This window comes from Janibacter hoylei PVAS-1 (assembly GCF_000297495.1).
Classification (GTDB): domain Bacteria; phylum Actinomycetota; class Actinomycetes; order Actinomycetales; family Dermatophilaceae; genus Janibacter; species Janibacter hoylei.
This window is the reverse complement of the sequence record NZ_ALWX01000003.1, coordinates 48,115-71,524: the sequence shown is the minus strand read 5'-3', so window position 1 is coordinate 71,524 and position 23,410 is coordinate 48,115. Positions and strand designations below refer to the sequence as shown.

Sequence of the window (23,410 nt, the reverse complement as noted above, 5' to 3'; positions counted from 1 at the left end):
TCAGGCGCCGCTCGCCCTTCGGCCGGGAGAGGAGCCGAGCCCAGCCGTGTCCGTCGATCAGGCAGCCAAGCGTGAGATCCCTGACGCGACGGTCGCCCGGCTCCCCGGGTACCTCCGGGCCCTCGGTCAGCTGACGGCTCAGGACGTCCTCTCGGTCTCCTCCGAGGAGCTCGCCCACAGTGCCGGGGTCAGCTCCGCCAAGCTGCGCAAGGACCTCAGCCACCTCGGCTCCTACGGCGTGCGCGGCGTGGGCTACGACGTGGCCCACCTGACCTACCAGATCTCGCGCGCCCTCGGCCTCACCCACGACTGGCCGGTGCTCATCGTGGGCATGGGCAACCTCGGTCGCGCGCTCGCCTCCTACGGCGGCTTCGCGACCAAGGGCTTCAAGGTCGTCGCCCTGCTCGACCGCGACCCGACGCTCGTGGGGCAGCAGCTCGACGACCTGCGCGTCCAGCCGATGACCGAGCTCGAGTCCCTCGTCACGCCGGGGGAGGCGTGCATCGGTGTCATCGCGACCCCCGCTGGCTCGGCGCAGGAGGTCGCGGACCGGCTCGTGGCCGCCGGCGTCAGCTCGATCCTCAACTTCGCCGCCACGGCGATCCAGGTGCCCGAGGGCGTCCACATGCGCAAGGTCGACCTGTCGACCGAGCTGCAGATCCTCGCCTTCCACGAGCAGCAGCGATCGGGCGGCATGACCGACGACCTCCTGGAAGGAGCCGGCTGATGAGTCTCCTTGCCTTCGGCCTCAACCACCGACGAGCCCCGATCTCCGTGCTCGAGCGCGCGGCGCTCGACGAGACGAGCCTGTCGTCGATCATCGCGGCGGCCACGGCCAGCCCCGACATCACCGAGCACCTCGTCGTCGCGACGTGCAACCGCACCGAGATCTACGCTGAGGTCAGTGCCTTCCACGGCGCCGTCGCGGACCTCACCGAGGCGCTCACCGCCTCGACGGGCATCACCCACGACGACCTCAAGAGCCACCTCGACCTGCACTATGGCGACGCCGCGGTCGCCCACGTCTTCAACGTCGCGGCCGGCCTCGACTCGATGGCCGTCGGCGAGTCCCAGATCCTCGGACAGCTGCGTGACGCGCTCGGCCGGGGGCAGGACGACGGCCACGTCGGCCCGCACCTCAACGCACTCGTGCAGCAGGCACTGCGCACGGGCAAGAGGGTGCACTCCGAGACCGGCATCGACGAGGTCTCGCGGTCGCTCGTCACGGCGGGCCTCGACGCCGCGGAGGAGCACGTGGGCGACCTCGCCGAGGCGCACGTGCTCGTCGTCGGGGCCGGTGCGATGAGCGCGCTGGCGGCGACCAGCTGTGTGCGGCGCGGTGTCCGCGAGCTCACGGTCGTCAACCGCACCCACGAGCGCGGCCTCGCGCTCGCCGACCGGCTCGGCGGCTCGGCCCGGCCGGCACACGAGCTGGCCGGTGCGCTCGCCGACGCCGACGTGGTCATCTCCTGCACGGGGTCGACCGGTCTGGCGGTCACCCTCTCCGACGCCGCCGACGCGCAGGTGGCGCGGGGCGGCGCGCGTCAGGCCTACATCGACCTCGCGCTGCCGCACGACGTCGCCCACCAGGTCGACGACCTGAGCGGTGTCACCCGCCTGGGCCTCGCCGAGCTCGGCGACCTGCTCGGTGCCGACGGCGCCGTCCCCGAGGTGGAGCAGGCCCGGGGCATCGTCGCCGAGGCCGTGACCCAGCACCTCGGCAAGCGGGCGGCGAGCATCGCCGCACCCACCGTGCGCGCGCTGCGCAGCGCTGCCCAGCAGGTCGTCGAGCGTGAGCTCGCCCGCCTCGAGCAGCGCACCCCGGGCATGTCCGCCGCCGACCGCGCCGAGGTCGACCGGGCCGTCCACCGCATCGTCGACAAGCTGCTGCACCAGCCGACCGTGCGTGCCAAGGAGCTGGCGATCGACGGCCGCTTCGGTGAGTACGAGGACGCCCTGCGCCAGCTCTTCGACCTCCATGCCGAAGGGAGCAGCCTGTGACCACCCTCCGTCTGGGCACCCGCCGCTCTGCCCTCGCCACGACCCAGTCCGGCCACGTCGCCGACGCGCTGCGTGCCGCCGGCCACGAGGTCGAGCTCGTCGAGATCGTCACCGAGGGCGACACCAACCGCGCCTCGTTGGCAAGCATGGGCGGCACCGGGGTCTTCGCCACCGCGCTGCGCGACGCCATGCGCGCCGGGGAGGTCGACCTCGCCGTGCACTCGCTCAAGGACCTGCCGACCGCGCCGGCCCCCGGGCTGACCGTCGCCGCGGTGCCGGCCCGCGTCGACCCGCGCGATGCGCTGTGCGCTCGCGACGGGCTGACACTCGGCGAGCTGGGCGAGGGGGCCCTCGTCGGCACCGGCTCGCCGCGCCGCCGGGCCCAGCTCGAGGCGCTCGGCCTCGGTCTGCGCTTCCGCGACATCCGGGGCAACCTCGGCACTCGACTCGCCATGGTCGGTCCCGGCGACGACGAGCTCGACGCCGTCGTGCTCGCGGCCGCGGGGTTGACCCGTCTCGGGATGCTCGACCGCGTCACCGAGGTGCTCGACCCGATCCAGATGCTGCCGGCCCCCGGGCAGGGCGCCCTGGCCGTCGAGTGCCGCGCGGACGACGCGGCGGTGCTCGCCGCCCTTCGTCCTCTGGACCACGCCGATACCCACGCAGCCGTGACCGCCGAGCGCGCGATCCTCGCGGAGCTCGAGGCGGGCTGCGCCGCGCCCATCGGGGCGCTCGCCGAGGTCGTCGACGACGAGGACGGACCGGTGATCTCGCTGCGCGCCGTCGTCGCCGCCACCGACGGCTCCGGAGACCTGCGCCGGTCGATCACCGGCCCCCTCGGGGAGGCGGAGGACCTCGGTCGCCGCCTCGCCCGCACCCTCGTCGCCGACGGCGCCACGGCGCTCGCCGACCTGCAAGCCACCCACCCACCGACCGCTTCGGAGCAGATCCAGTGACCCCCCCAGCGCTCTGCCGCACCCTCCACCGCAGCCCCTCGACGCCCGGCGCGTGTCGCCTTCGTCGGCGCCGGTCCGGGTGATGCCTCACTGATGACCGTGGCCGCGGTCGACCTGCTCGCCCGGGCGGACGCGGTCATCACCGACCGGCTGACCAGTGCCGACGTCCTCGCGACCCTGACGGCCGACGACGTCGACGTCGTCGACGCGAGCCACGGGGAGCACGGGCAGCAGCTGACCCACGCCATGCGCGCCAAGCTCGTCGTCAAGACGGCCAAGGCGCACCGGGGTGGACTCGTCGTGCGGCTCATGGACGGCGACCCGGCGACCTTCAACGGCCTGGCCGAGGAGGCGCAGGCCCTGGTCAAGGCCGACATCGACTTCGACGTCGTGCCCGGCGTCTCCGCCGTGAGCGCCGTCCCCACCTACGCCGGCGTGCCGCTCACCGCACGCAGCACCGGCGCGGTCCACGTCGTCAGCCTGAGCAGCGGCAAGCGCGTCGACCTGTCCGCCTCCGTCGGTGACGACGTGACGCTCGTCCTGCTCGGCCTGCCCGAGCAGCTCGAGCCGGCCTTCGCCAGCCTGCTGTCCGCCGGTCGGGCCGGAGAGACCCCCGTGGCGGTGACCCGGGGCGGGACGACGACGCAGCAGACGACCCGTGAGACCACCCTGGCCGAGGCCGCAGAGGCCCTCGAGGGTCTGGAGGAGCCGACGCTCGCTGTCGTCGGGCCGACGGTGGCGATGCGCGAGACCCTCTCGTGGTTCGAGACCAAGCCGCTCTACGGGTGGAAGGTCCTCGTCCCGCGGACCAAGGACCAGGCCGGCCCGATGACCCGGCAGTTGCTCGCCCACGGTGCGACGAGCGAGGTCGTGCCGACGATCAGCGTCGAGCCGCCGCGCACGCCGCAGGCCGTCGAGCGCGCGGTCCGCGGCCTCGTCACCGGGCGTTACCAGTGGATCGGCTTCACCTCGGTCAACGCCGTCAAGGCGATCCGCGAGAAGTTCCAGGAGTTCGGCCTCGACGCCCGTGCCTTCTCCGGGCTGAAGATCGCTGCCGTCGGCGGGGTCACTGCCGACGCCCTGCGGGAGTGGGGCCTGGAGCCCGACCTCGTGCCGAGCGGCGAGCTGTCCGCGCGCGGGCTGCTCGAGGAGTGGCCGCCCTACGACGAGGTCCTCGACCCCATCGACCGGGTCTTCCTGCCGCGGGCCGACATCGCGACGGACACCCTCGTGGCCGGCCTGCAGGACATGGGGTGGCAGGTCGACGACGTCACCGCCTACCGCACCGTGCGCGCCACCCCTCCGCCGGCGCCCGTGCGCGACGCGATCAAGCAGGGCGCCTTCGACGCGGTCGTCTTCACCTCGTCCTCGACCGTGCGCAACCTCGTCGGCATCGCCGGCAAGCCGCACGCCTCGACGATCATCGCGTGCATCGGTCCGGCGACGGTCAAGACCGCCGAGGAGGCCGGCCTGCGCGTCGACGTCATGGCCGCCGAGGCGACGGGTGAGAGCCTCGTCGAGGCGCTGGCCGACCACGGTCGTGAACTCGCCGCCGCCGCCCTCGAGGCCGGCGAAGAGGTCACCCGACCCAGCGAGCGCCGCAAGAAGTCGACGAGCCGCCGCAAGGCGAAGGGATGAGCGGGGTCGGCGCCACCGGTCCGGTCGTGCGGCCGCGACGGCTGCGGGGGAGTGCCCCCCTTCGTCGGCTCGTCGCGCAGACGCGGCTGCACCCGGCCGACCTCGTCCTGCCGGTCTTCGTCCGCGAAGGGATCGAGGCCCCGGTCGAGATCTCGTCGATGCCGGGCGTGCGGCAGCACACCCTCGAGTCGCTCGTCGACGAGGCGCGCGCCTGCGTCGAGGCGGGCATCGGCGGGATCATGCTCTTCGGCGTGCCGGCGACCAAGGACGCACGCGGCTCCGGTGCGGACGACCCCCAGGGGATCCTCAACGTCGCCACCCGGGCCGTCGTCGACGCGGTCGGTGACCGACTCGTCGTCATGACCGACCTGTGCCTCGACGAGTTCACCGACCACGGGCACTGCGGCGTGCTGGCCACGAGCGCCGACGGGCGCAGCATCGTCGACAACGACGCGACGCTCGAGCGGTACGCGTCCATGGCGCTCGCCCAGGCCGAGGCCGGAGCCCACGTGCTCGGGCTGTCCGGGATGATGGACGGCCAGGTCGCCCACGTGCGCGCCGCGCTCGACGCAGCCGGGCACACCGACACGCTCGTGCTGGCCTACGCCGCGAAGTACACCTCCGCGCTCTACGGGCCCTTCCGCGAGGCGGTGCAGTCGTCGCTCAGCGGTGACCGGGCGACCTACCAGCAGGACCCGGCCAATGCGACGGAGGCGCTGCGCGAGATCGAGCTCGACCTCGCCGAGGGCGCCGACTTCATCATGGTCAAGCCTGCCCAACCCCACCTCGACGTCGTGGCGGCTGCCGCAGAGGTCTCGCCGGTGCCCGTCGCGGCCTACCAGATCTCGGGGGAGTACGCGCAGATCGTCGCCGCGGCCGAGCGGGGCTGGATCGACCGGGACGCGGCCGTGCTCGAGTCGCTCGTCCACATCAAGCGGGCCGGGGCCCAGATCGTGCTCACCTATTTCGCCCTCGAGATCGCGGGGCGGCTGTGAGCGACGGCCCGTGGCTCTCCGCGGGGGAGCAGCAGCACTGGCGTGCCTACCTGCGGGGGTCGCGGCTGCTCGAGCGCGCCCTCAGCGATGACCTCGCCCCCTTGGGCATCCAGCTGACCGAGTACGAGCTGCTGTCCATGCTCTCCGAGTCGCCCGGCCAGCGGATGCGGATGTCCCGGCTCGCCGACGACATCATCCAGTCCCGCTCACGGGTGACCCACACCGCCGCCCGGCTCGAGAAGCGCGGCTGGGTCGAGCGTTGCCGCTCCGTCGACGACGGGCGCGGCGTGGAGATCTCGCTCACCGACACCGGTCGTGAGGCCCTCGCCGAGCTGGCCCTGGCGCACGTCCAGTCCGTCCGGCGCCACCTCGTCGACGCACTGCCGCCCGAGCAGTTCGCGGCGCTCGGGGCGGCCATGGCGACGCTGCGTGACCAGATGGCCCCCCAGCACCACGAGATCGGTCTCGACGACTAGCCCACCCGCCCCCCTCCTGCGCATTTCCCTAGGGAAATTCTCCAAGGGGTGCGCATCTGCCTAGGGAAATTCTCTGGAGGGTGCGCATTTCCCTAGGGAAATGACCTGTGGGTGGGTGATTTCCCTAGGGAAATGCGCAAGGTGGCCTGGGGGTCGTACGTCCCCGTCGGGAGCGGGGCAGGCGGTTTGGGAGACTGGGCCCATGACGCTCTCCACCACCGGATCGCAGGCCCTCTTCGACCGCGCTCGCGAGGTGATCCCCGGTGGGGTCAACTCGCCGGTGCGGGCCTTCCGTGGTGTGGGCGGCGTCCCGCGCTTCATCGCCAGCGCCGAGGGCGCCTGGCTCACCGACGTCGACGGCAACCGCTACGTCGACCTCGTCTGCTCGTGGGGCCCGATGATCCTCGGTCACGCCCACCCCGAGGTGCTCGAGGCCGTCCGGTCCGCCGCGGCACACGGCTTCTCCTTCGGCACCCCCAGCGAAAACGAGGTGGCCCTCGCCGAGGAGATCGTCGCTCGCGTCGAGCCGGTCGAGCAGGTCCGCCTCGTCTCCTCCGGCACCGAGGCGACGATGTCCGCCCTTCGCCTGGCGCGCGGGGCGACCGGACGCTCGGTCGTCGTGAAGTTCGCCGGCTGCTACCACGGCCACGTCGACGCGCTGCTGGCCCAGGCCGGCTCCGGCGTCGCGACCTTCGCGCTGCCCGACTCCGCCGGTGTCCCGGCGTCCGCGGCCGGCGAGACGATCGTGCTGCCCTACAACGACCTCGCCGCGGTCGAGGAGCTCTTCGCCGCCCGTGGCAGCGAGATCGCTGCGGTCATCACCGAGGCATCGCCCGGCAACATGGGCGTCGTCCCGCCCGCGCCCGGCTTCACCCAGGGGCTGCGGTCGATCACCGCGGCGCACGGTGCGCTGCTCATCAGCGACGAGGTGATGACCGGCTTCCGCGCCAGCCGCTCCGGTTGGTACGGCCACGAGACCGGGCCTGCCGGTGCTCACCCGGGCGGTTACGAGGGCGGGGCCCCGGACCTCTTCACCTTCGGCAAAGTCATGGGCGGCGGCTTCCCGGCTGCGGCCTTCGGCGGCCGGGCCGACCTCATGGCGCACCTCGCGCCCGACGGGCCGGTGTACCAGGCAGGCACGCTCTCCGGGAACCCCGTGGCGACCGCCGCCGGGCTGGCCACCCTGCGAGGCTGCACGGAGGAGCTGTACCCGCGCCTCGAGGGCACTGCCCGCGCCATCGCCGACGCCGCCTCCGCCGCCCTCACGGCCGAGGGCGTCGCCCACACCGTGCAGTGGGCCGGATCGATGTTCTCGATCTTCTTCCGCGACGGCGCGGTGACCTCCTTCGCCGACGCACAGGCCCAGGACACCGCAGCCTACGGGCGCTTCTTCCACGCGATGCTCGAAGCCGGCGTGCACCTGCCCCCGAGCGCCTTCGAGGTGTGGTTCGTCTCCGACGCCATCGACGAGGACGCCCTGGAGACCATCCGCGCGGCCCTGCCGGCCGCTGCCAGGGCGGCTGCTGCCGGCTGAGCCCGGACGACCCTCGCTGAGCTGGGTTCCGGCCGGGAGATCGGGCCCGGCGCTGGGGAAAAGTCCGGACCACTCCTCGAGGACGTCGCCTGGAGCAGGGAGTCCGGACTTTTCCTTGATTCGCGCCGGACCCCACCTCCCGTCCGGCCCTGCCGTGGCCGCTACCGGCTGACGGGGACGGGGTGCGGGGAGGGGGCTGAGCGAATCAAGCCGAAGTCGAGCACGACAACCGGACCACGCGAGCACGCAGGATTTCGGCCCAGCGAAGCCTCCTTCCCGCGCTCCGTCCCCAACCCGGCCAGCCGGGGTCAGGTCAGGGGCGGGTGAGGTAGAGGGCGTAGGTGAGTGTGCGCCCTTCGCGCTCGACCTCGAGGAGGATCTCCTCGGTGGCGCCCAGGGGCTGCAGGGTCGTGAGGAGGTCGGGCTCGCGCTGGGCAGCCCAGATGGCGAGGGTGCCGCCGGGGGCGAGCTGGTCGACGGCGGAGCGGAGGGCATCGGGGGAGTAGATGCGCGCGTTGGCGTCGTGGACGAGGAAGCTCGGGCCGTTGTCGACGTCGAGCAGGACGAGGTCCCAGGGGCCGAAGGGAGTGGCCGCGCCCCGCAGCACCGGTGCGATGTCGCCGGCGTGGACCCGCACCCGAGGGTGCCGCGCGACGAGACCGAGCGTGGGGGCCAGCCCGAGACGGGCCCACTCGACGAGGTCGGGCTCGAGCTCGACGACGTCGACCTGCCGCACCCGCTTGTCCTTGAGCACCTGCCAGGTGGTGAAGCCCAGGCCGAGGCCGCCGACGAGCACGCGGTCGGGTGACGAGGTGCGGGCCAGCGACTCCTGGGCCATCGCGACCTCCGTCGAGGTGTCGACGCTGTCCATGGCGAAGACGCCGGCGACGACCAGCTCGTGCACGACACCGTCGCCGGTCTCGCGCTCGCGCAGGGCGATCTCGCCGCGCGGGGTGGTCGCGGAGACGAGGGTGTGCGGCGGCGTGGGCTCCAAAGGTGATCATCCTTCTCCGGGATTCCGGCGATTTTTGCGACATCTGTGTTGTCTATTACGTCACGGTAACCGGGCCAATGTCACACCGTGGCGGGGCGGACCGGTGACGTGTGCCCGCTCACAAAGCGGTACCTTGACCCCGTGGCTACTACGACCCTCCCCGCGAAGAAGAAGGGGGTGGCGTCGTCCTCCATCGGGCTGAAAATGCTCATGGCTGGCTCCGGCGTCATCTTCATCCTGTATGTGCTCCTGCACATGTACGGCAACCTCAAGGCCCTCGCCGGCCAGGATGCCTTCGACACCTACGCGCACCACCTGCGCACCTTCGGGGAGCCGATGCTCCCGTACGGGGGTCTGCTGTGGATTGTGCGCATCGTCCTGATCCTCGCGCTCGTGGCCCACGTCTACGCCGCCCTGACGCTCATCGCGCGCAACAACGCCGCGCGTCCGGTGAAGTACCAGGTGAAGAAGAACCTGGGGTCCACCCTCGCCTCGCGCACGATGCGCTGGGGCGGGCTGGCCCTCTTCGCCTTCGTCATCTTCCACCTCATCCAGTTCACGATCGTCAAGCCGAACCTCTACGGGTCGGCCTCGTCCGAGGCGATCAAGGAGTCGCCCTACGTGATGATCAGCGCGGCCTTCGCCATGTGGTGGGTCCTGCTCATCTACGTGCTGGCGATGGTGGCCCTCGGGATGCACCTCTACCACGGCGTCTACAGCGCGTCGCAGACGATGGGCCTGAACCGCACCGCGGTCGCCCGCGCTCGCGCACGCGCCATCGGTGCGGTCCTCGCGGCCGTCATCGTCGTCGGGTTCCTCATCCCGCCGGTCTACATCTTCATCGACAGCCTCTGAGCAGGAGCACCCACACATGACTGACGACTCTCAGCGAGTTCTTCACCGAGGGCGCGCCCATCGCGGACACGAAGGCGCCCGACGTCCCGATCGACCAGATGTGGACGCAGCACAAGTTCGACAACGCGCTCGTCAACCCCGCCAATCGCCGCAAGCTCGACGTCATCATCGTCGGCACCGGCCTCGCCGGAGCCTCGGCCGCCGCGACCATGGGCGAGGCGGGCTACAACGTCAAGAGCTTCTTCTACCAGGACAGCGCGCGACGGGCCCACTCGATCGCTGCCCAAGGTGGCATCAACGCCGCGAAGAACTACAACGACGACGGCGACTCGACCTACCGCCTCTTCTACGACACGGTCAAGGGCGGCGACTACCGCAGCCGCGAGACCAACGTCTACCGCCTCTCCGAGGTGAGCGCCAACATCATCGACCAGTGCGTCGCGCAGGGTGTCCCCTTCGCCCGCGAGTACGGCGGTCTGCTCGACAACCGCTCCTTCGGCGGCGTCCAGGTCGCCCGGACCTTCTACGCGGCCGGCCAGACCGGTCAGCAGCTGCTCATCGGCGCCTACCAGGCCATGGAGCGCCAGGTCGCCAAGGGCACCGTCACCGAGTACAGCCGCCACGAGATGCTCGAGGTCGTCCTCGTCGACGGCGTCGCGCGGGGCATCATCGCCCGCGACATGGTGACCGGTGAGATCGAGACCCACCTCGCCGACGTCGTCGTGCTCGCCTCGGGTGGCTACGGCAACGTCTTCTTCCTCTCGACCAATGCCATGGGCTGCAACGTCACCGCGGCGTGGCGTGCGCACCGCAAGGGCGCCTACTTCGGCAACCCCTGCTACACGCAGATCCACCCCACGTGCATCCCCGTCTCGGGCGACCACCAGTCGAAGCTGACCCTGATGTCGGAGTCGCTGCGCAATGACGGTCGCATCTGGGTGCCCAAGCGCGCCGAGGACTGCGACAAGGACCCGCGGGAGATCCCCGAGGAGGACCGCGACTACTACCTGGAGCGGATCTACCCCGCCTTCGGCAACCTCGTGCCCCGTGACATCGCCTCCCGCCAGGCGAAGAACATGTGCGACGAGGGCCGCGGCGTCGGCCCGCTCGTCGACGAGGTCGACGCCGATGGCAACAAGCGCCAGATGCGTCGGGGCGTCTACCTCGACTTCGCCGCGGCCATCGAGCGACTGGGTGAGGCGGCCGTCAAGGAGAAGTACGGCAACCTCTTCGACATGTACGCCCGGATCACCGGCGAGGACCCCTACAAGGTCCCGATGCGCATCTACCCGGCCGTGCACTACACGATGGGTGGGCTCTGGGTCGACTACGACCTGCAGACCTCGATCCCCGGCCTCTACGCGGTCGGCGAGGCGAACTTCTCCGACCACGGAGCCAACCGCCTGGGTGCCTCGTCGCTCATGCAGTGCCTGGCCGACGGGTACTTCGTCCTGCCCAACACCATCCGCTCGTACCTCGCCAAGGGGCCCTTCGAGAAGATCGACGAGGACCACCCGGCAGTCGTCGAGGCCAAGGCCTCGGTGACCGAGCGGATCGAGAAGTTCCTCTCGATCAACGGTGAGCGCAGCGTCGACTCCTTCCACCGCGAGCTCGGCAACATCATGTGGGAGTACTGCGGCATGGAGCGCACGGACGAGGGCCTGCGCAAGGCCATCGGCCTCATCCGCGACCTCAAGCAGGAGTTCTGGACCAATGTCCGGGTCCTCGGCGAGGCCGACACCCTCAACCAGAGCCTCGAGAAGGCCGGCCGCGTCGCCGACTTCCTCGAGCTCGGTGAGCTCATGTGCATCGACGCGCTGCACCGGCGCGAGTCCTGCGGCGGTCACTTCCGCGCGGAGTCGCAGACCGAGGACGGTGAGGCGTTGCGTCACGACGACGAGTTCGCCTATGTCGCGGCATGGGAGTTCGGCGGCGACGGCGCGCCCGTCCTGCACAAGGAAGACCTGAACTACAAGTTCATCGAGCTGAAGCAGCGGAGCTACAAGTGAGCATGGAACTGACCCTCAAGATCTGGCGCCAGGCCGGACCCACGGCGAAGGGCGAACTCGTCACCTACGAGGTCAAGGACATCTCCCCGGACATGTCCTTCCTCGAGATGCTCGACGTCCTCAACGAGCAGCTCATCGCCCAGGGCACCGAGCCGATTGCCTTCGACAGCGACTGCCGCGAGGGCATCTGCGGCATGTGCGGCCTGATGATCTCCGGAGAGGCCCACGGCCCCGAGCGGACGACCACCTGTCAGCTGCACATGCGCTCCTTCCGCAGCGGCGAGACCATCACGATCGAGCCGTGGCGGGCCAACGCCTTCCCGGTGATCCGTGACCTCGTCGTCGACCGCAGCGCCTTCGACCGGATCATCCAGTCCGGTGGGTACATCTCGGTCAACACCGGCGCCGCGCCCGAGGCGCACTCGGTGCCGGTGCCGAAGGAGAAGGCCGACCGGGCCTTCGACTCCGCCAAGTGCATCGGCTGCGGCGCCTGCGTCGCGGCCTGCCCCAACGCCTCGGGCATGCTCTTCCTCGGCGCCAAGGTCACCCACCTGGGTGAGCTGCCGCAGGGTCAGCCCGAGCGTGGCGGTCGCGTCGTCAAGATGCTCGAGACGCACGACCTCGAGGGCTTCGGTGGCTGCACCAACATCGGTGAGTGCGCTGCGGCGTGCCCCAAGGAAATCCCGCTCGACGTCATCAGCACGCTTAACGCCGACCTGCGCCAGGCGGCGCGGGGCGCACTGTGAGCCTGATCTGACGATGACGCGACGACCTCGCGCACCACGGCGCCGCGCCAGCCTCGTGCTGGCCGGCGCCGTGGCCGTGTCCGTGACGGCGTGCGGCCCGCTGGGCGGGGACGACACGGAGTCGTCGTCGACCTCGGCGGCCCCACCCCTCACGACCACGACGACGACCGCGCCGACGTCGTCCAGCTCCACGACCGCGACCGGGTCGACGAAGAACCCGCCGAGCGGCAGCTCGGTGCTCACCTCGTCGCGCGAGTACATGGCCTCGACCAACAACGTCACGATCTCGGGCACGGTCTACGACGCCGACCGCGACCTGACGATCACCTTGCGCTCCGAGGGCTCGACCGGTGGGCTGCTGTCCACGTCGAAGAAGGCCGGCATCTCCCGCGCGACGTTGTCGGTGCCCGGCGGCGGCACGATGGAGACGATCATCGTCGGCATCGACCACTACGTGCGGGTCAACAAGGAGTGGCTCGAGGTCTTCGAGGCGCCCGATGACAGCCCCATGCGCAAGAACACCGGCGCCTGGGTCAAGGTGCCCTTCGACGACTCGCCGCTCGACGCGTACCGGCCGCAGACCCTGCTGCGGGCCACCTTCTACGGGGAGTCCGTCACCCCCTTCGACGCGAAGAAGAGCCCGGCGAGCTTCGAGACGCTCGACGGTGAGGAGACCTACCGCGTCGCCATCCGCAAGGCGAAGGGCGACGCGCAGGAGCGTATCCTGTGGGTCTCGACGGCGCCGGGGGAGCCAGCGCCGATCAGGCTGAGCTACGGGGAGGGCGAGCGCCAGTCCGTCCTCGAGTACTCGAAGTGGAATCGCAGCCGGGAGGACTTCGCCAAGCCCAAGGGCGCGAAGGTCATGGAGGACCTCTCCTCGGACGACTTCTGAGTCGGTCTCAGCCGAGCCAGGTCAGCCGGCTCGCCAGGAGGGCGTAGCCGACGAAGGCGACGATGTCGATGAGCCAGTGCGCGATGAACATCGGCGCGACGCGGCGCACCTTGAGGTAGACCGCGCCGAGCAGCAGACCCATCGCGACATTGCCGACGAAGCCGCCGAAGCCCTGGTAGAGGTGGTAGCTGCCGCGGACGAGTGCGCTCGTCACGACGACGGCCACCGGTGACCAGGCGGCCTCGCGCCAGCGGGTGAAGAGGTAGCCGAGCATGACGACTTCTTCGAGCAGCGCATTCTGCCCGGCGGCCAGCACGAGCACGGGGACGGTCCACCACGCCGCTGAGAGGTCCGAGGCGGCGACCGTCGTGTTGAGGTCCAGGGCGCGGGCGGCCAGGTAGAGGCCCAGCCCGGGGATGCCGATGACCGCGGCGAGGCCCAGCCCCTGCGCGAGGTCGCGACCGGGTGCGCGCAGGTCGAGGCCGATGAGGTGGTGGGGGGCTGCGTGCTGGCGGGCCAGCAGGTGCAGCGCCAGGGCGACGGGCACGAGGGCCAGGCCGATGCCGACGAGCTGGTGCGTGAGGTCCAGCCACGGCTGGGCGGGGGTGACGGACTGGTTCATCGAGGTGACCTGCCCCGACAGGTCCTCGTCGGCGGTCAGCTTGCGGGCGAGGGAGAGCGCCGACCACAGGGCCGACGCCCCGAGCGAGACCCCGAGGACGAGGAGCGTCTCGGTGACCGCCGTCCGGGGCGGCAGTGGCTCGGGGGCTGAGGTCATGGCCTCAGCGTAGGCGGGGTCCGTGGCGTCGTCGCCGGCGTGGACCCCGGCCGGGGGCGGAAGGGGGGAGCGGCGCTGGTCCCCCTCCGGATCAGCTGAAGGCCAGCTGGCGGTAGTACGTCGGGATGCTCTGGTGGCGGGCGACGCGGACCGGGCGGTTGGCCGAGAAGAACTGGAAGGCGGCGACGCCGACGGTGACGAGGAGGAAGGTCAGGGCGATGCCCGCGAGGACGAGGGCGGCGGTGACGAAGGAGGCGACGGTGGCGATGCTCATGATGATCGAATTCCTTTCTACGTCTGTTGAAGACACTGGAAAAACTACACCCGTAGAAAGGTCTCGTCAAGTCCACCTCGGAGGTGGGCGGACGCGTCCGGGGTCGCCCGACGAGCGGGTACCGTGAGTCGGATGAGCGCCACTGCCACGACCGAGCTCTCGCCCCGCATGCAGCTGATCCTCGAGTCGGCCACCCGGGTCGTCGCGGCTGGCGGCATGCGTGGCCTGACCCACCGGGCGGTCGACGCGGAGGCCGGTCTGCCGCAGGGGAGCACCTCGGGCTACCTGCGGACCCGGATGGCCCTGGTCACCGCCCTCACCGAGTACATCGCGGCGGGTCTCATCGACAGCGTCGAGGAGCTGAGCCGGCAGCAGCAGGCCGGCGAGGATGACGCGACGCTCATCGACCGCGCGCTCGACCTCTTCGCGTCGTGGCTGCGCGAGCCGGAGGCCTGGATGGCCAAGGCGGAGCTGACCCAGGAGGCCTCGCGCCAGCCGGAGATCGCGGCCGCCATGGCCCCGGCCCGCGACCGTGTCGACGGCATCGTGCGGCAGATCCTCACCCTGGCCGAGGTCCGTGACGTCGAGACCTCCGCCCAGGCGGTCATCGCGGCGATGGAGGGCGTGCTCACGGCGGCCCTCACCCGCCCGGAGGGCGAGCGCGAGCCCTTCGTCCGTGGCGTCGGACGACGGATCATCGAGGCCTTCCTGCCCGTCTGACCCACCCGGCCGTCACCCGCCCCCGGAGGGGTCGGGCGTGCGGGTCAGGTGGCCGGGCGCGCCTGCCGTCGGCGTCGCAGGCGCCGCCAGGCGGTGAAGACCCAGACGAGCATCGCGGTCAGGGCGATGAGCACGAGGACCACGAGCACCGGCACGAAGACCGCGACGAGGGCGATGCCGATCGAGGCCCCGTCCTCGGCGGTCGAGACCACCGGCGCGCCGAAGCCGGCCGTCCCCACGTTGACCACCGGGCGGGCCGCGGTCTTGCCGGCGTGGACGAGACCCGAGATGACCACGCCGAGCAGGACGCCCACCCAGGCGTTGTCCTGCATCCACGTCGACTCGTCGAGAGTGCTCGCACCGGCGGTCGCCGCGCCCATGAGCCCGCCCATGCTCGGGCGGATGAAGGTCTGCACGGCGTCGTTGACGCTGTCCACGGCGGGCACCTTGTCGAGAGTGACCTCGGTGAGCAGCAGGACGGCCCCGATGCCGATGGCCCACCACGACTCCATCCACTCGAAGCCGGTCGGCAGGACGACGACGTCGGTGAACCGGGCCAGCAGGGCGACGACGAGGAAGGGGATGTAGGCGTTGAGCCCGGCAGCGGCGCTCAGACCCATCCCGGTGAGGGCGGCGATCACGGGTGCGGCTCCCTTCATCATCGGTGCGGCGGCCCCGCACGCGGTCCCGGCAGGCTATCCCCGGGAACCTAGGATGAGGGGCATGAAGGTTCTCTCCGCCGTCGCCTGGCCCTACGCCAACGGTCCCCGCCACCTCGGCCACGTCGCCGGATTCGGGGTCCCCTCGGACGTCTTCAGCCGGTACATGCGCATGGCGGGGCACGACGTGCTCATGGTGAGCGGCTCCGACGAGCACGGCACGCCGATCCTCGTGCTCGCCGACAAGCAGGGCACGACCGCCCGCGAGCTCGTCGACACCCACCACGCGACGATCGCCCACGAGCTCGGCGACCTCGGCTGCTCCTACGACCTCTACACGCGCACGACGGCCCGCAACCACTACCAGGTCGTCCAGGACCTCTTCGAGCAGTGCCAGGCGAACGGCTACTTCATCGAGCAGACCCAGCAGGTCGCGCTCGACCCGCGGACCGGCCGGACGCTGCCCGACCGCTACATCGAGGGCACCTGCCCGATCTGCGGCTACGAGGACGCTCGCGGTGACCAGTGCGACAACTGCGGCAACCAGCTCGAGCCGAGCGACCTCAAGGACCCGCGGAGCAAGATCGACGGGTCGACCCCGCAGTTCGGCGAGACCGAGCACTTCTTCCTCGACCTGCCCGCGCTCGCCGATGCGCTGCGCGAGTACCTCGAGGGTCGCGAGGCGACCGGCACGTGGCGGCCCAATGTCATCCGCTTCAGCCTCAACATCCTCGACGACATCCGGCCACGCGCCATGACCCGCGACATCGACTGGGGCATCCCGCTGCCGGGTGAGCTGGCGACGAAGTACCCCACGAAGCGCTTCTACGTGTGGTTCGACGCCGTCATCGGCTACCTCTCCGCCTCCATCGAGTGGGCCCGACGTCAGGGCCACCCCGAGCGCTGGCGCGAGTGGTGGAACGACCCGGAGGCGCTGTCCTACTACTTCATGGGCAAGGACAACATCACCTTCCACAGCCAGATCTGGCCGGCGGAGCTGCTCGCCTACTCCGGCAAGGGTGCGAAGGGAGGCGAGCCCGGCCCCTTCGGTGAGCTCAACCTCCCGACGGAGGTTGTCTCCAGCGAGTTCCTCACGATGGAGAGCCGGCAGTTCTCCTCCAGCCGTGGCCACGTCATCGGCGTGCGGCACGTCCTCGAGACCTACGGCCCGGACCCGCTTCGCTACTTCATCTGCGCGGCCGGTCCGGAAAACCAGGACGCCGACTTCACCTGGCCGGACTTCGTCCAGCGCAACAACTCCGAGCTCGTCGCCGGCTGGGGCAACCTCGTCAACCGCACCGCGTCGATGGTTGCCAAGAACTTCGGCGAGATCCCGCAGCCGGGAGAGCTCGAGGACGTCGACCGGGCGGTGCTCGCCCGGGTCGCCGGGGCCTTCGCCGAGGTCGGCACCCTCCTCGAGCGGCACCGGCAGAAGGCCGCGCTCGGCGAGGTCATGCGGGTGGTCGGCGACGTCAACAAGTACGTCACCGACACCGAGCCCTTCCGCCTCAAGGGCGAGGACCAGCGCGAGCGGCTGGCGACGGTCCTGCACACGCTCACCCAGTGCGTCAGCGACTGCAACCTGCTGCTGGCTCCCTTCGTCCCGCACGCGGCCAACCGGGTCGACGCCGTCCTCGGTGGCGACGGGGCGCTCGTCCCGATGCCGCGCGTCGAGGACGTCGACGACCTCGACGGCGGGCCCGGCTACCCCGTCATCACGGGGGACTACTCGTCCTTCCCGCGGTGGGAACCGACGCCCGTCGTGGTCGGCACCCCGATCGCCAAGCCCACCCCGGTCTTCGTCAAGCTCGACGCCGAGGAGGTCGTCGGCACCGAGCGGGCGGCCATGGCGGCTGAGTGATGGGTGACCGCGACGGGGTGGCCCCTCGGCCCGACCCGCTGCCGCTGCCGGTCGTCGACAACCACACGCACCTCGACATCCGGCGGCGCGACGTCGCCGACGCCATCGCCCCCGACGGGGGAGAGGAGCGGACCACGCAGGACGTCGCCGCGGCCCTGGCGAGTGCCGCGTCGGCGGGGGTGGACCGGGTCGTGCAGGTCGGCTGCGATCTCGAGAGCGCCCGCTTCACCGTCGAGCAGGTCGACCGGCACCCGTCGATGCTCGGCGCAGTTGCGTTGCACCCCAACGAGATCCCAGCGCTCGCAGAGGCCGGTCGGCTGCAGGCCGCGTGGGACGAGATCGAGGCGCTGGCCGCCCACCCGCGGGTGCGCGCGATCGGCGAGACCGGCCTCGACTACTTCCGGACCGGCCCGGAGGGGCACGCGGTGCAGCAGGAGTCCTTCCGCTGGCACATCGACCTCGCCAAGCGCACCGGCAAGGCCCTGCAGATCCACGACCGCGACAGCCACGACGACGTGCTGCGCATCCTCACCGAGGAGGGGGCGCCGGAGACGACGGTCCTGCACTGCTTCAGCGGCGACCTGGCGATGGCCCGTGAGTGCGTCGAGCGCGGCTACCACCTCTCCTTCGCCGGCACCGTGACCTTCAAGAGCGCCGCCGGGCTGCGCGAGGCGCTCGCGCACACCCCGATCGAGCAGGTGCTCGCCGAGACGGACGCGCCCTATCTCACGCCGTCGCCTGAGCGTGGCCGGGCCAATGCCCCGTACCTGCTACCGCACACGGTGCGGGTCATGGCGCGCACCCTCGGGGTCGACGTGCCGACGATGTGCGCGGCGATCTCCGAGACCTCGGAGCGGGTCTACGGCCCTTGGTGACCGGCTGCCGGAGGGGGCCGGCGGGCAGGGGCGAAGGGTGGCGCTCACCACGCTCCGTTACCAAAACTTGACCTTCGGCGGTCCGGTGGTGCAGGGTAGTCCGCTGTTGGCCGGGGCCGGTTTCCCCTGATGTTCTTCCGCTGACACGGCGCCCGCCATCCCTGGGTCGTCGTGCGCGATCCCGCCGGTGCCCGGGAAGCTCGACCATCGGAGCACTGTGAGTTCACCCGCGATCCGCCGCATCACCCAGGCCGGCGTCGTCGGCGCCTTGGCCCTCGGGGTCTCGGGAGTCGTCGTCATGGACAAGTCCGTGGCCCTCTCGGTCGACGGCGAGACCTCGACCGTCCACTCCTTCGGAGGCACCGTCGCCGACGTCCTCGACAAGCAGGGCATCGAGCTCGGCGCCCACGACGTGGTCACGCCCTCGGCCGAGACCCCTGTCGACGACGGTCAGACGATCGTGGTGCGCTACGGGCGCAAGCTGACCCTCACGGTGGACGGCAAGGAGCGCGAGTACTGGACGACGGCGACCAATGTCGGCGACGCCCTCAAGGAGCTCGGCATCCGCAACAGCGGCGACGCGGTCCTGTCCGCCTCGCGCAGCAAGGCGATCGGCCGCGACGGCCTCGACATCGAGATGTCGACGCCCAAGGACATCAAGCTCGTCGTCGGTGGCAAGCGCACCACGGCCACCGTCACCGCCCGCACGGTCCAGGAGGCCCTGCGTGAGGCAGAGGTCCGCTTCGACTCCGACGACCGCATCAAGCCGGGCGCGAAGACCGTCGTCAAGGACGGCATGACGATCCGCGTCGACGAGATGGACGCCCGGTCCACGCAGCGCACCGAGGCGGTCCCCTTCCGCACCATCGTCAAGAAGGACGCCTCGCTCACCGTCGGCACGACGAAGGTCGAGCGCGAGGGTGTCGCCGGCGAGCGCCGCAGCACCTACCGCGACACGGTCAAGAACGGCAAGGTCGTCTCCTCCGAGCGCACGAGCAGCAAGATCACCAAGCAGCCCGTTCACAAGGTCGTCGTCGAGGGCACCAAGGCCAAGCCGGCCCCCAAGCCCGCGCCGACGTCCACCCCCAAGAGCTCGACGCCGAAGTCGTCCTCCTCCTCCTCCTCCTCGACGCCGAAGAGCACCTCGACCCCCCACGTCGGAGCCGACGAAGAGCAGCAGCTCGTCCGGTCTGGACACCTCGCGCGCCGCGATGTGGGACCGGATCGCCCAGTGCGAGTCGACGGGCAACTGGTCGATCAACACCGGTAACGGCTACTACGGCGGTCTGCAGTTCGACAGCCGCACCTGGCTCGGTTCCGGCGGTGGCGACTTCGCCCCCCGCGCCGACCTCGCCACCCGCGAGGAGCAGATCACCGTGGCCAACCGCGTCTACGCCCAGCGCGGCCTGCAGCCCTGGGGCTGCGCCCACGCGGCCTGACGTCTCGACGCACCCGACGGGCCCCTGCGACCACCACGGTCGTGGGGGCCCGCGGCCGTCCCCCTTCGCCGAATAGAGTCCACCCATGAGCAGCGACCCGAGCACCGCCCCTGACGAAGGGAGCGGCGTCACCCTCCTCGGCGCCGCTCGGGTCCGTGAGCTCGCCGACGGTCTCGGCGTGCGCCCGACCAAGCAGTGGGGGCAGAACTTCGTCGTCGACGCCAACACGGTGCGGCGGATTGTCCGCGCCGGGGGAGTCACCGCAGACGACCACGTCGTGGAGATCGGCCCCGGTCTCGGCTCGCTGACCCTGGCGCTCCTCGAGGAGGCCGCGCGGGTCACGGCCGTCGAGGTCGACCCGACGCTCGCAGCGGCGCTGCCGGGCACCGTCGCCGCCCAGGGGCCGGCCGTCGCCGACCACCTGACCGTGGTGCCGGCCGACGCGCTCACCGTCACCGAGCTGCCCGGCCCACCACCCACGGCACTCGTCGCCAACCTGCCGTACAACATCTCGGTGCCGGTGGTGCTGCACTTCCTCGAGACCTTCCCGACGATCGAGCGGGTGCTCGTCATGGTCCAGCTCGAGGTCGCGGAGCGCCTCGCCGCGGGGCCGGGGAGCAAGACCTACGGCGTGCCGAGCGTCAAGGCCGCGTGGTGGGCCGACGTGGCGCTCGCCGGGAGGGTGCCGCGCAGCATCTTCTGGCCGGTGCCCAACGTCGACTCCGGGCTCGTGCGGCTCGTGCGGCGGGAGCCCCCGCCCACGGGTGCCACCCGTTCGCAGGTCTTCGCCGTCGTCGACGCCGCCTTCGCCCAGCGCCGCAAGACGCTGCGCGCCTCGCTCAAGGGCATCGCGGGGACGGGGGAGATCGCCGAGGAGGCCTTGCGCGCAGCCGGCATCGACCCGCGGACCCGGGGCGAGCAGATCGGCGTCGCGGACTTCGCCCGTGTCACCGAGGAACTCATGGCTAGGGTGACGGCATGACCTCCGTGCTCGAGCTGCCCGCGTGCGTGACCGTGCGGGCCCCTGCCAAGGTCAACCTCGAGCTCTTCGTCGGCCCGGCTCGTGAGGACGGCTACCACGCGCTGTCGACGGTCTACCAGGCCATCGGCATCCACGACGACGTCACGGCCACCCTTGCCGACGAGTGGGGATGCTCCGTGCGCGGTCGCGACGCCGACCGGGTGCCGACCGACGAGTCCAACCTCGCGCTGCGTGCGGCCCGCGCCCTCGCGGACCACACGGGTGGTCAGGAGCCGGTGCACCTGACGATCCACAAGGAGATCCCCGTCGCCGGCGGCATGGCCGGGGGCTCCGCCGACGCGGCCGCGGCACTCGTCGCCTGCGACGCGCTGTGGGGCACGGACGTACCCAAGGACGAGCTCGAGGAGATCGCGGCCGGCATCGGCAGCGACGTCCCCTTCCTCCTCCACGGCGGCACCGCCGTCGGGTCGGGGCGGGGCGAGGTCGTCACGGCCGTCCTGGCGAAGGGGAGGTACCACTGGGTCTTCGTGCCGTCGCTCGCGAGCGGGCTGTCGACCCCGCGGGTCTACGCCGCCTTCGACGAGCGCACGGCCGGGACGACGCTCGAGGAGCCGCAGCCGAGCGCTGCTTTGATGAGCGCGCTGCGCTCGGGTGACGCGTCCGCGCTGGCCCCCGTGCTCGACAACGACCTGCAGGCCGACGCCATCGGCCTGCAGCCCGCGATCGGCGAGGTCATCGAGTCGGCGATGGGCTTCGGTGCGCTCGCGGCGATCGTCTCCGGCTCGGGCCCGACCGTCGCGATCCTCGCTGATGGAGCCGAGGGGGCGATCGACCTGGCCGTGGCGCTCACGGCCTGCGGCGTCGCCGGCGACGTCCTGCGCGCGACCGGCCCGGTCCAGGGCGCGCACATCCTGCCCACCGTGCGTCAGCTCTGATGGCCACACCGCTCCTCGGGGCCGAAGGGCTCCACCTCGAGTACCCCACGCGCGTCGTCTTCGACTCGGTCAGCCTCGGCATCGAGGAGGGCGACCGGATCGGCCTCGTCGGTCGCAACGGCGACGGCAAGTCCAGCCTGCTCGGCATGCTCGCCGGCACGATCGAGCCGCAGGCCGGGCGGATCACCCGCCGGGGTGGCGTCCGCTTCGGCGTGCTCGGGCAGTCGGACGACCTCGACCCCGACGAGACCGTCGGTCACGCGATCGTCGGCGACCGCCCCGACCACGAGTGGGCCGGCGACCCGGCCGTCCGCGACGTCATCGCCGGCCTCGTCACCGACGTGCCGTGGGAGGCCCGCATCGGCGAGTTGTCAGGTGGCCAGCGGCGGCGCGTGGCGCTCGCGGCGCTCCTCGTCGGGGAGTGGGACCTCGTCGCCCTCGACGAGCCGACCAACCACCTCGACGTCGAGGGCATCTCGTGGCTCGCCGAGCACCTGGGCCGGCGCTGGCCCAAGGGCTCGGGCGGTCTCGTCGTCATCACCCACGACCGGTGGTTCCTCGACGAGGTGTGCACGGAGACCTGGGAGGTGCACGACGGGATCGTCGAGCCCTTCGAAGGGGGCTACGCCGCCTACGTCCTCCAGCGCGTCGAGCGCGACCGGATCAACGCCGCGACGGAGCAGAAGCGGCAGAACCTCATGCGCAAAGAGCTCGCCTGGCTGCGCCGGGGGGCGCCCGCGCGGACCTCGAAGCCGAAGTTTCGCATCGAGGCCGCCAACCAGCTGATCGCCGATGTCCCACCCGTTCGCAACCCGATCGAGCTGCAGCGCATGGCCGTGGCCCGCCTCGGCAAGGACGTCATCGACATCGAGGACGCGAGCGTCACCTTCGGCGACCGGACCGTCCTGCGTGACATCACGTGGCGGATCGCGCCGGGTGAGCGCACCGGCATCCTCGGCGCCAACGGCGCCGGCAAGTCGACCCTCCTCGGGCTGGTCTCCGGCGACATCGCGCCGAGCACCGGTCGGGTCAAGCGGGGCAAGACGGTGCGCCTGGGCTTCCTCGACCAGCAGTTCTCCCAGCTCGCGCAGATCGGCTCCGACCGGGTGCGCGAGGTGCTCGCCCGGACCAAGGCGACCTTCACGATCGACGGGCGCGACCACACGCCCGCCCAGCTGCTCGAGCGTCTCGGCTTCGCCCGCGAGCACCTGTCAGCACGGGTCGACGACCTCTCCGGCGGCCAGAAGCGGCGCCTCCAGCTGCTGCTCCTGCTGCTCGACGAGCCCAATGTCATCGCGCTCGACGAGCCGACCAATGACGTCGACTCCGACATGCTCGCCGCGATGGAGGACCTGCTCGACTCGTGGCCGGGCACGCTCATCGTCATCTCCCACGACCGGTACCTGCTCGAGCGCATCACCGACCAGCAGTACGCGATCCTCGACGGGCGCCTGCGGCACGTGCCCGGTGGCGTCGACGAGTACCTGCGGCTGCGCGCGGCCCAGCCGACGCGGCCGACCCCGACGAAGGGGGCGGCGGCGCCCCCTTCGTCCCCGGGGGAGCCGACCGTGGACCCGGCTGCCCAGCGCGAGGCGCGCAAGGCGATGGCGCGGATCGAGAAGCAGCTGGCCAAGATCGCCGCGCGGGAGGAGTCGCTGCACCACGAGATGGCCGAGTCGGTGCACGACCACACGCGGTTGGCGGAGCTCAACGCGACGCTCGGCGAGCTCGCGGAGGACAAGGAGATGCTCGAGCTCGAGTGGCTGGAGTGCGCCGAGCTCGTCGGCTGAG

General features: G+C 71.3%; 20 protein-coding genes and 2 pseudogenes. 18 read left to right on the top strand and 4 right to left on the bottom strand.

The window, feature by feature from the left end:
* The first annotated feature begins 46 nt into the window (after window positions 1-46).
* From B277_RS00850 to hemL, 7 genes and pseudogenes are all read left to right on the top strand, one after another.
* On the top strand, window positions 47-727 hold the full coding sequence (locus B277_RS00850) for a redox-sensing transcriptional repressor Rex (RefSeq protein WP_007924069.1): 681 nt from the start codon (window positions 47-49) through the stop codon (window positions 725-727).
* Window positions 727-2,001 (top strand): glutamyl-tRNA reductase, encoded by a 1,275-nt coding sequence (locus tag B277_RS00845; RefSeq protein WP_007924066.1) that lies wholly within the window; start codon window positions 727-729, stop codon window positions 1,999-2,001. The genes B277_RS00850 and B277_RS00845 overlap by 1 nt, the downstream gene beginning before the upstream one ends.
* Window positions 1,998-2,957 (top strand): hydroxymethylbilane synthase, encoded by a 960-nt coding sequence (hemC, locus tag B277_RS00840; RefSeq protein WP_007924065.1) that lies wholly within the window; start codon window positions 1,998-2,000, stop codon window positions 2,955-2,957. The genes B277_RS00845 and hemC overlap by 4 nt, the downstream gene beginning before the upstream one ends.
* Window positions 2,958-2,972: 15 nt before the next feature.
* Window positions 2,973-4,595 (top strand): annotated as a pseudogene (locus B277_RS00835) (bifunctional uroporphyrinogen-III C-methyltransferase/uroporphyrinogen-III synthase); the annotation flags it as partial.
* Window positions 4,592-5,590, top strand: coding sequence for a porphobilinogen synthase (gene hemB / locus B277_RS00830; protein ID WP_007924060.1), 999 nt, complete (start codon window positions 4,592-4,594; stop codon window positions 5,588-5,590). The pseudogene B277_RS00835 and the gene hemB, both read left to right, overlap by 4 nt.
* Window positions 5,587-6,066, top strand: coding sequence for a MarR family winged helix-turn-helix transcriptional regulator (locus tag B277_RS00825; protein ID WP_007924059.1), 480 nt, complete (start codon window positions 5,587-5,589; stop codon window positions 6,064-6,066). The genes hemB and B277_RS00825 overlap by 4 nt, the downstream gene beginning before the upstream one ends.
* Window positions 6,067-6,268: 202 nt before the next feature.
* Window positions 6,269-7,600, top strand: coding sequence for a glutamate-1-semialdehyde 2,1-aminomutase (hemL, locus tag B277_RS00820; protein WP_007924056.1), 1,332 nt, complete (start codon window positions 6,269-6,271; stop codon window positions 7,598-7,600).
* Window positions 7,601-7,913: 313 nt separating this feature from the next.
* Here the strand turns inward: hemL and B277_RS00815 are convergent, their stop codons facing one another.
* Window positions 7,914-8,594: a spermidine synthase family protein gene (locus B277_RS00815; RefSeq protein WP_007924053.1), complete on the bottom strand. Its 681-nt coding sequence runs from the start codon at window positions 8,592-8,594 to the stop codon at window positions 7,914-7,916.
* A 141-nt stretch (window positions 8,595-8,735) separates the two neighbouring features.
* On the opposite strand from B277_RS00815, the gene B277_RS00810 reads away from it, so the two are divergent.
* The 4 genes from B277_RS00810 (at window position 8,736) to B277_RS00795 (ending at window position 13,096) form a co-directional block, all read left to right on the top strand.
* Window positions 8,736-9,449, top strand: coding sequence for a succinate dehydrogenase cytochrome b subunit (locus B277_RS00810; protein WP_040880449.1), 714 nt, complete (start codon window positions 8,736-8,738; stop codon window positions 9,447-9,449).
* A gap of 98 nt (window positions 9,450-9,547) precedes the next feature.
* A complete protein-coding gene (locus tag B277_RS00805; RefSeq protein ID WP_007924050.1) occupies window positions 9,548-11,458 on the top strand; it encodes a fumarate reductase/succinate dehydrogenase flavoprotein subunit in 1,911 nt (636 codons plus the stop codon).
* A 2-nt stretch (window positions 11,459-11,460) separates the two neighbouring features.
* A complete protein-coding gene (locus B277_RS00800) occupies window positions 11,461-12,204 on the top strand; it encodes a succinate dehydrogenase/fumarate reductase iron-sulfur subunit (protein ID WP_007924048.1) in 744 nt (247 codons plus the stop codon).
* 13 nt (window positions 12,205-12,217) lie between these two features.
* A complete protein-coding gene (locus B277_RS00795) occupies window positions 12,218-13,096 on the top strand; it encodes a hypothetical protein (RefSeq protein WP_128276933.1) in 879 nt (292 codons plus the stop codon).
* Window positions 13,097-13,103: 7 nt separating this feature from the next.
* Here the strand turns inward: B277_RS00795 and B277_RS00790 are convergent, their stop codons facing one another.
* On the bottom strand, window positions 13,104-13,874 hold the full coding sequence (locus B277_RS00790) for a CPBP family intramembrane glutamic endopeptidase (protein WP_007924044.1): 771 nt from the start codon (window positions 13,872-13,874) through the stop codon (window positions 13,104-13,106).
* 91 nt (window positions 13,875-13,965) lie between these two features.
* Window positions 13,966-14,148 (bottom strand): hypothetical protein, encoded by a 183-nt coding sequence (locus B277_RS00785; RefSeq protein WP_007924042.1) that lies wholly within the window; start codon window positions 14,146-14,148, stop codon window positions 13,966-13,968.
* Between the two features lie 132 nt (window positions 14,149-14,280).
* On the opposite strand from B277_RS00785, the gene B277_RS15585 reads away from it, so the two are divergent.
* Entirely contained in the window at window positions 14,281-14,868 is a 588-nt protein-coding gene (locus B277_RS15585) for a TetR/AcrR family transcriptional regulator (protein ID WP_007924040.1), read from the top strand.
* 44 nt (window positions 14,869-14,912) lie between these two features.
* On the opposite strand, the gene B277_RS00775 is transcribed toward B277_RS15585, so the two are convergent.
* Entirely contained in the window at window positions 14,913-15,509 is a 597-nt protein-coding gene (locus B277_RS00775; RefSeq protein WP_007924038.1) for a DUF4126 domain-containing protein, read from the bottom strand.
* A gap of 82 nt (window positions 15,510-15,591) precedes the next feature.
* On the opposite strand from B277_RS00775, the gene metG reads away from it, so the two are divergent.
* The 6 genes and pseudogenes from metG to B277_RS00740 all read left to right on the top strand — a co-directional run bounded on the left by metG (window position 15,592) and on the right by B277_RS00740 (window position 23,409).
* Window positions 15,592-17,388 (top strand): methionine--tRNA ligase, encoded by a 1,797-nt coding sequence (metG, locus tag B277_RS00770; protein ID WP_007924032.1) that lies wholly within the window; start codon window positions 15,592-15,594, stop codon window positions 17,386-17,388.
* Window positions 17,388-18,263, top strand: a complete 876-nt coding sequence (locus B277_RS00765) for a TatD family hydrolase (protein ID WP_007924028.1) — start codon at window positions 17,388-17,390, stop codon at window positions 18,261-18,263. The genes metG and B277_RS00765 overlap by 1 nt, the downstream gene beginning before the upstream one ends.
* A 217-nt stretch (window positions 18,264-18,480) precedes the next feature.
* Window positions 18,481-19,702, top strand: a pseudogene (locus B277_RS00760) (ubiquitin-like domain-containing protein).
* Between the two features lie 85 nt (window positions 19,703-19,787).
* A complete protein-coding gene (gene rsmA / locus B277_RS00750; RefSeq protein ID WP_007924019.1) occupies window positions 19,788-20,684 on the top strand; it encodes a 16S rRNA (adenine(1518)-N(6)/adenine(1519)-N(6))-dimethyltransferase RsmA in 897 nt (298 codons plus the stop codon).
* The gene (locus B277_RS00745) at window positions 20,681-21,619 is read left to right on the top strand and encodes a 4-(cytidine 5'-diphospho)-2-C-methyl-D-erythritol kinase (RefSeq protein ID WP_007924018.1); all 939 of its coding nucleotides are present in this window, start codon (window positions 20,681-20,683) and stop codon (window positions 21,617-21,619) included. The genes rsmA and B277_RS00745 overlap by 4 nt, the downstream gene beginning before the upstream one ends.
* The gene (locus B277_RS00740) at window positions 21,619-23,409 is read left to right on the top strand and encodes an ABC-F family ATP-binding cassette domain-containing protein (protein ID WP_007924017.1); all 1,791 of its coding nucleotides are present in this window, start codon (window positions 21,619-21,621) and stop codon (window positions 23,407-23,409) included. Before B277_RS00745 ends, B277_RS00740 begins: the two co-directional genes overlap by 1 nt.
* The last annotated feature ends 1 nt before the right edge of the window (window position 23,410 follow it).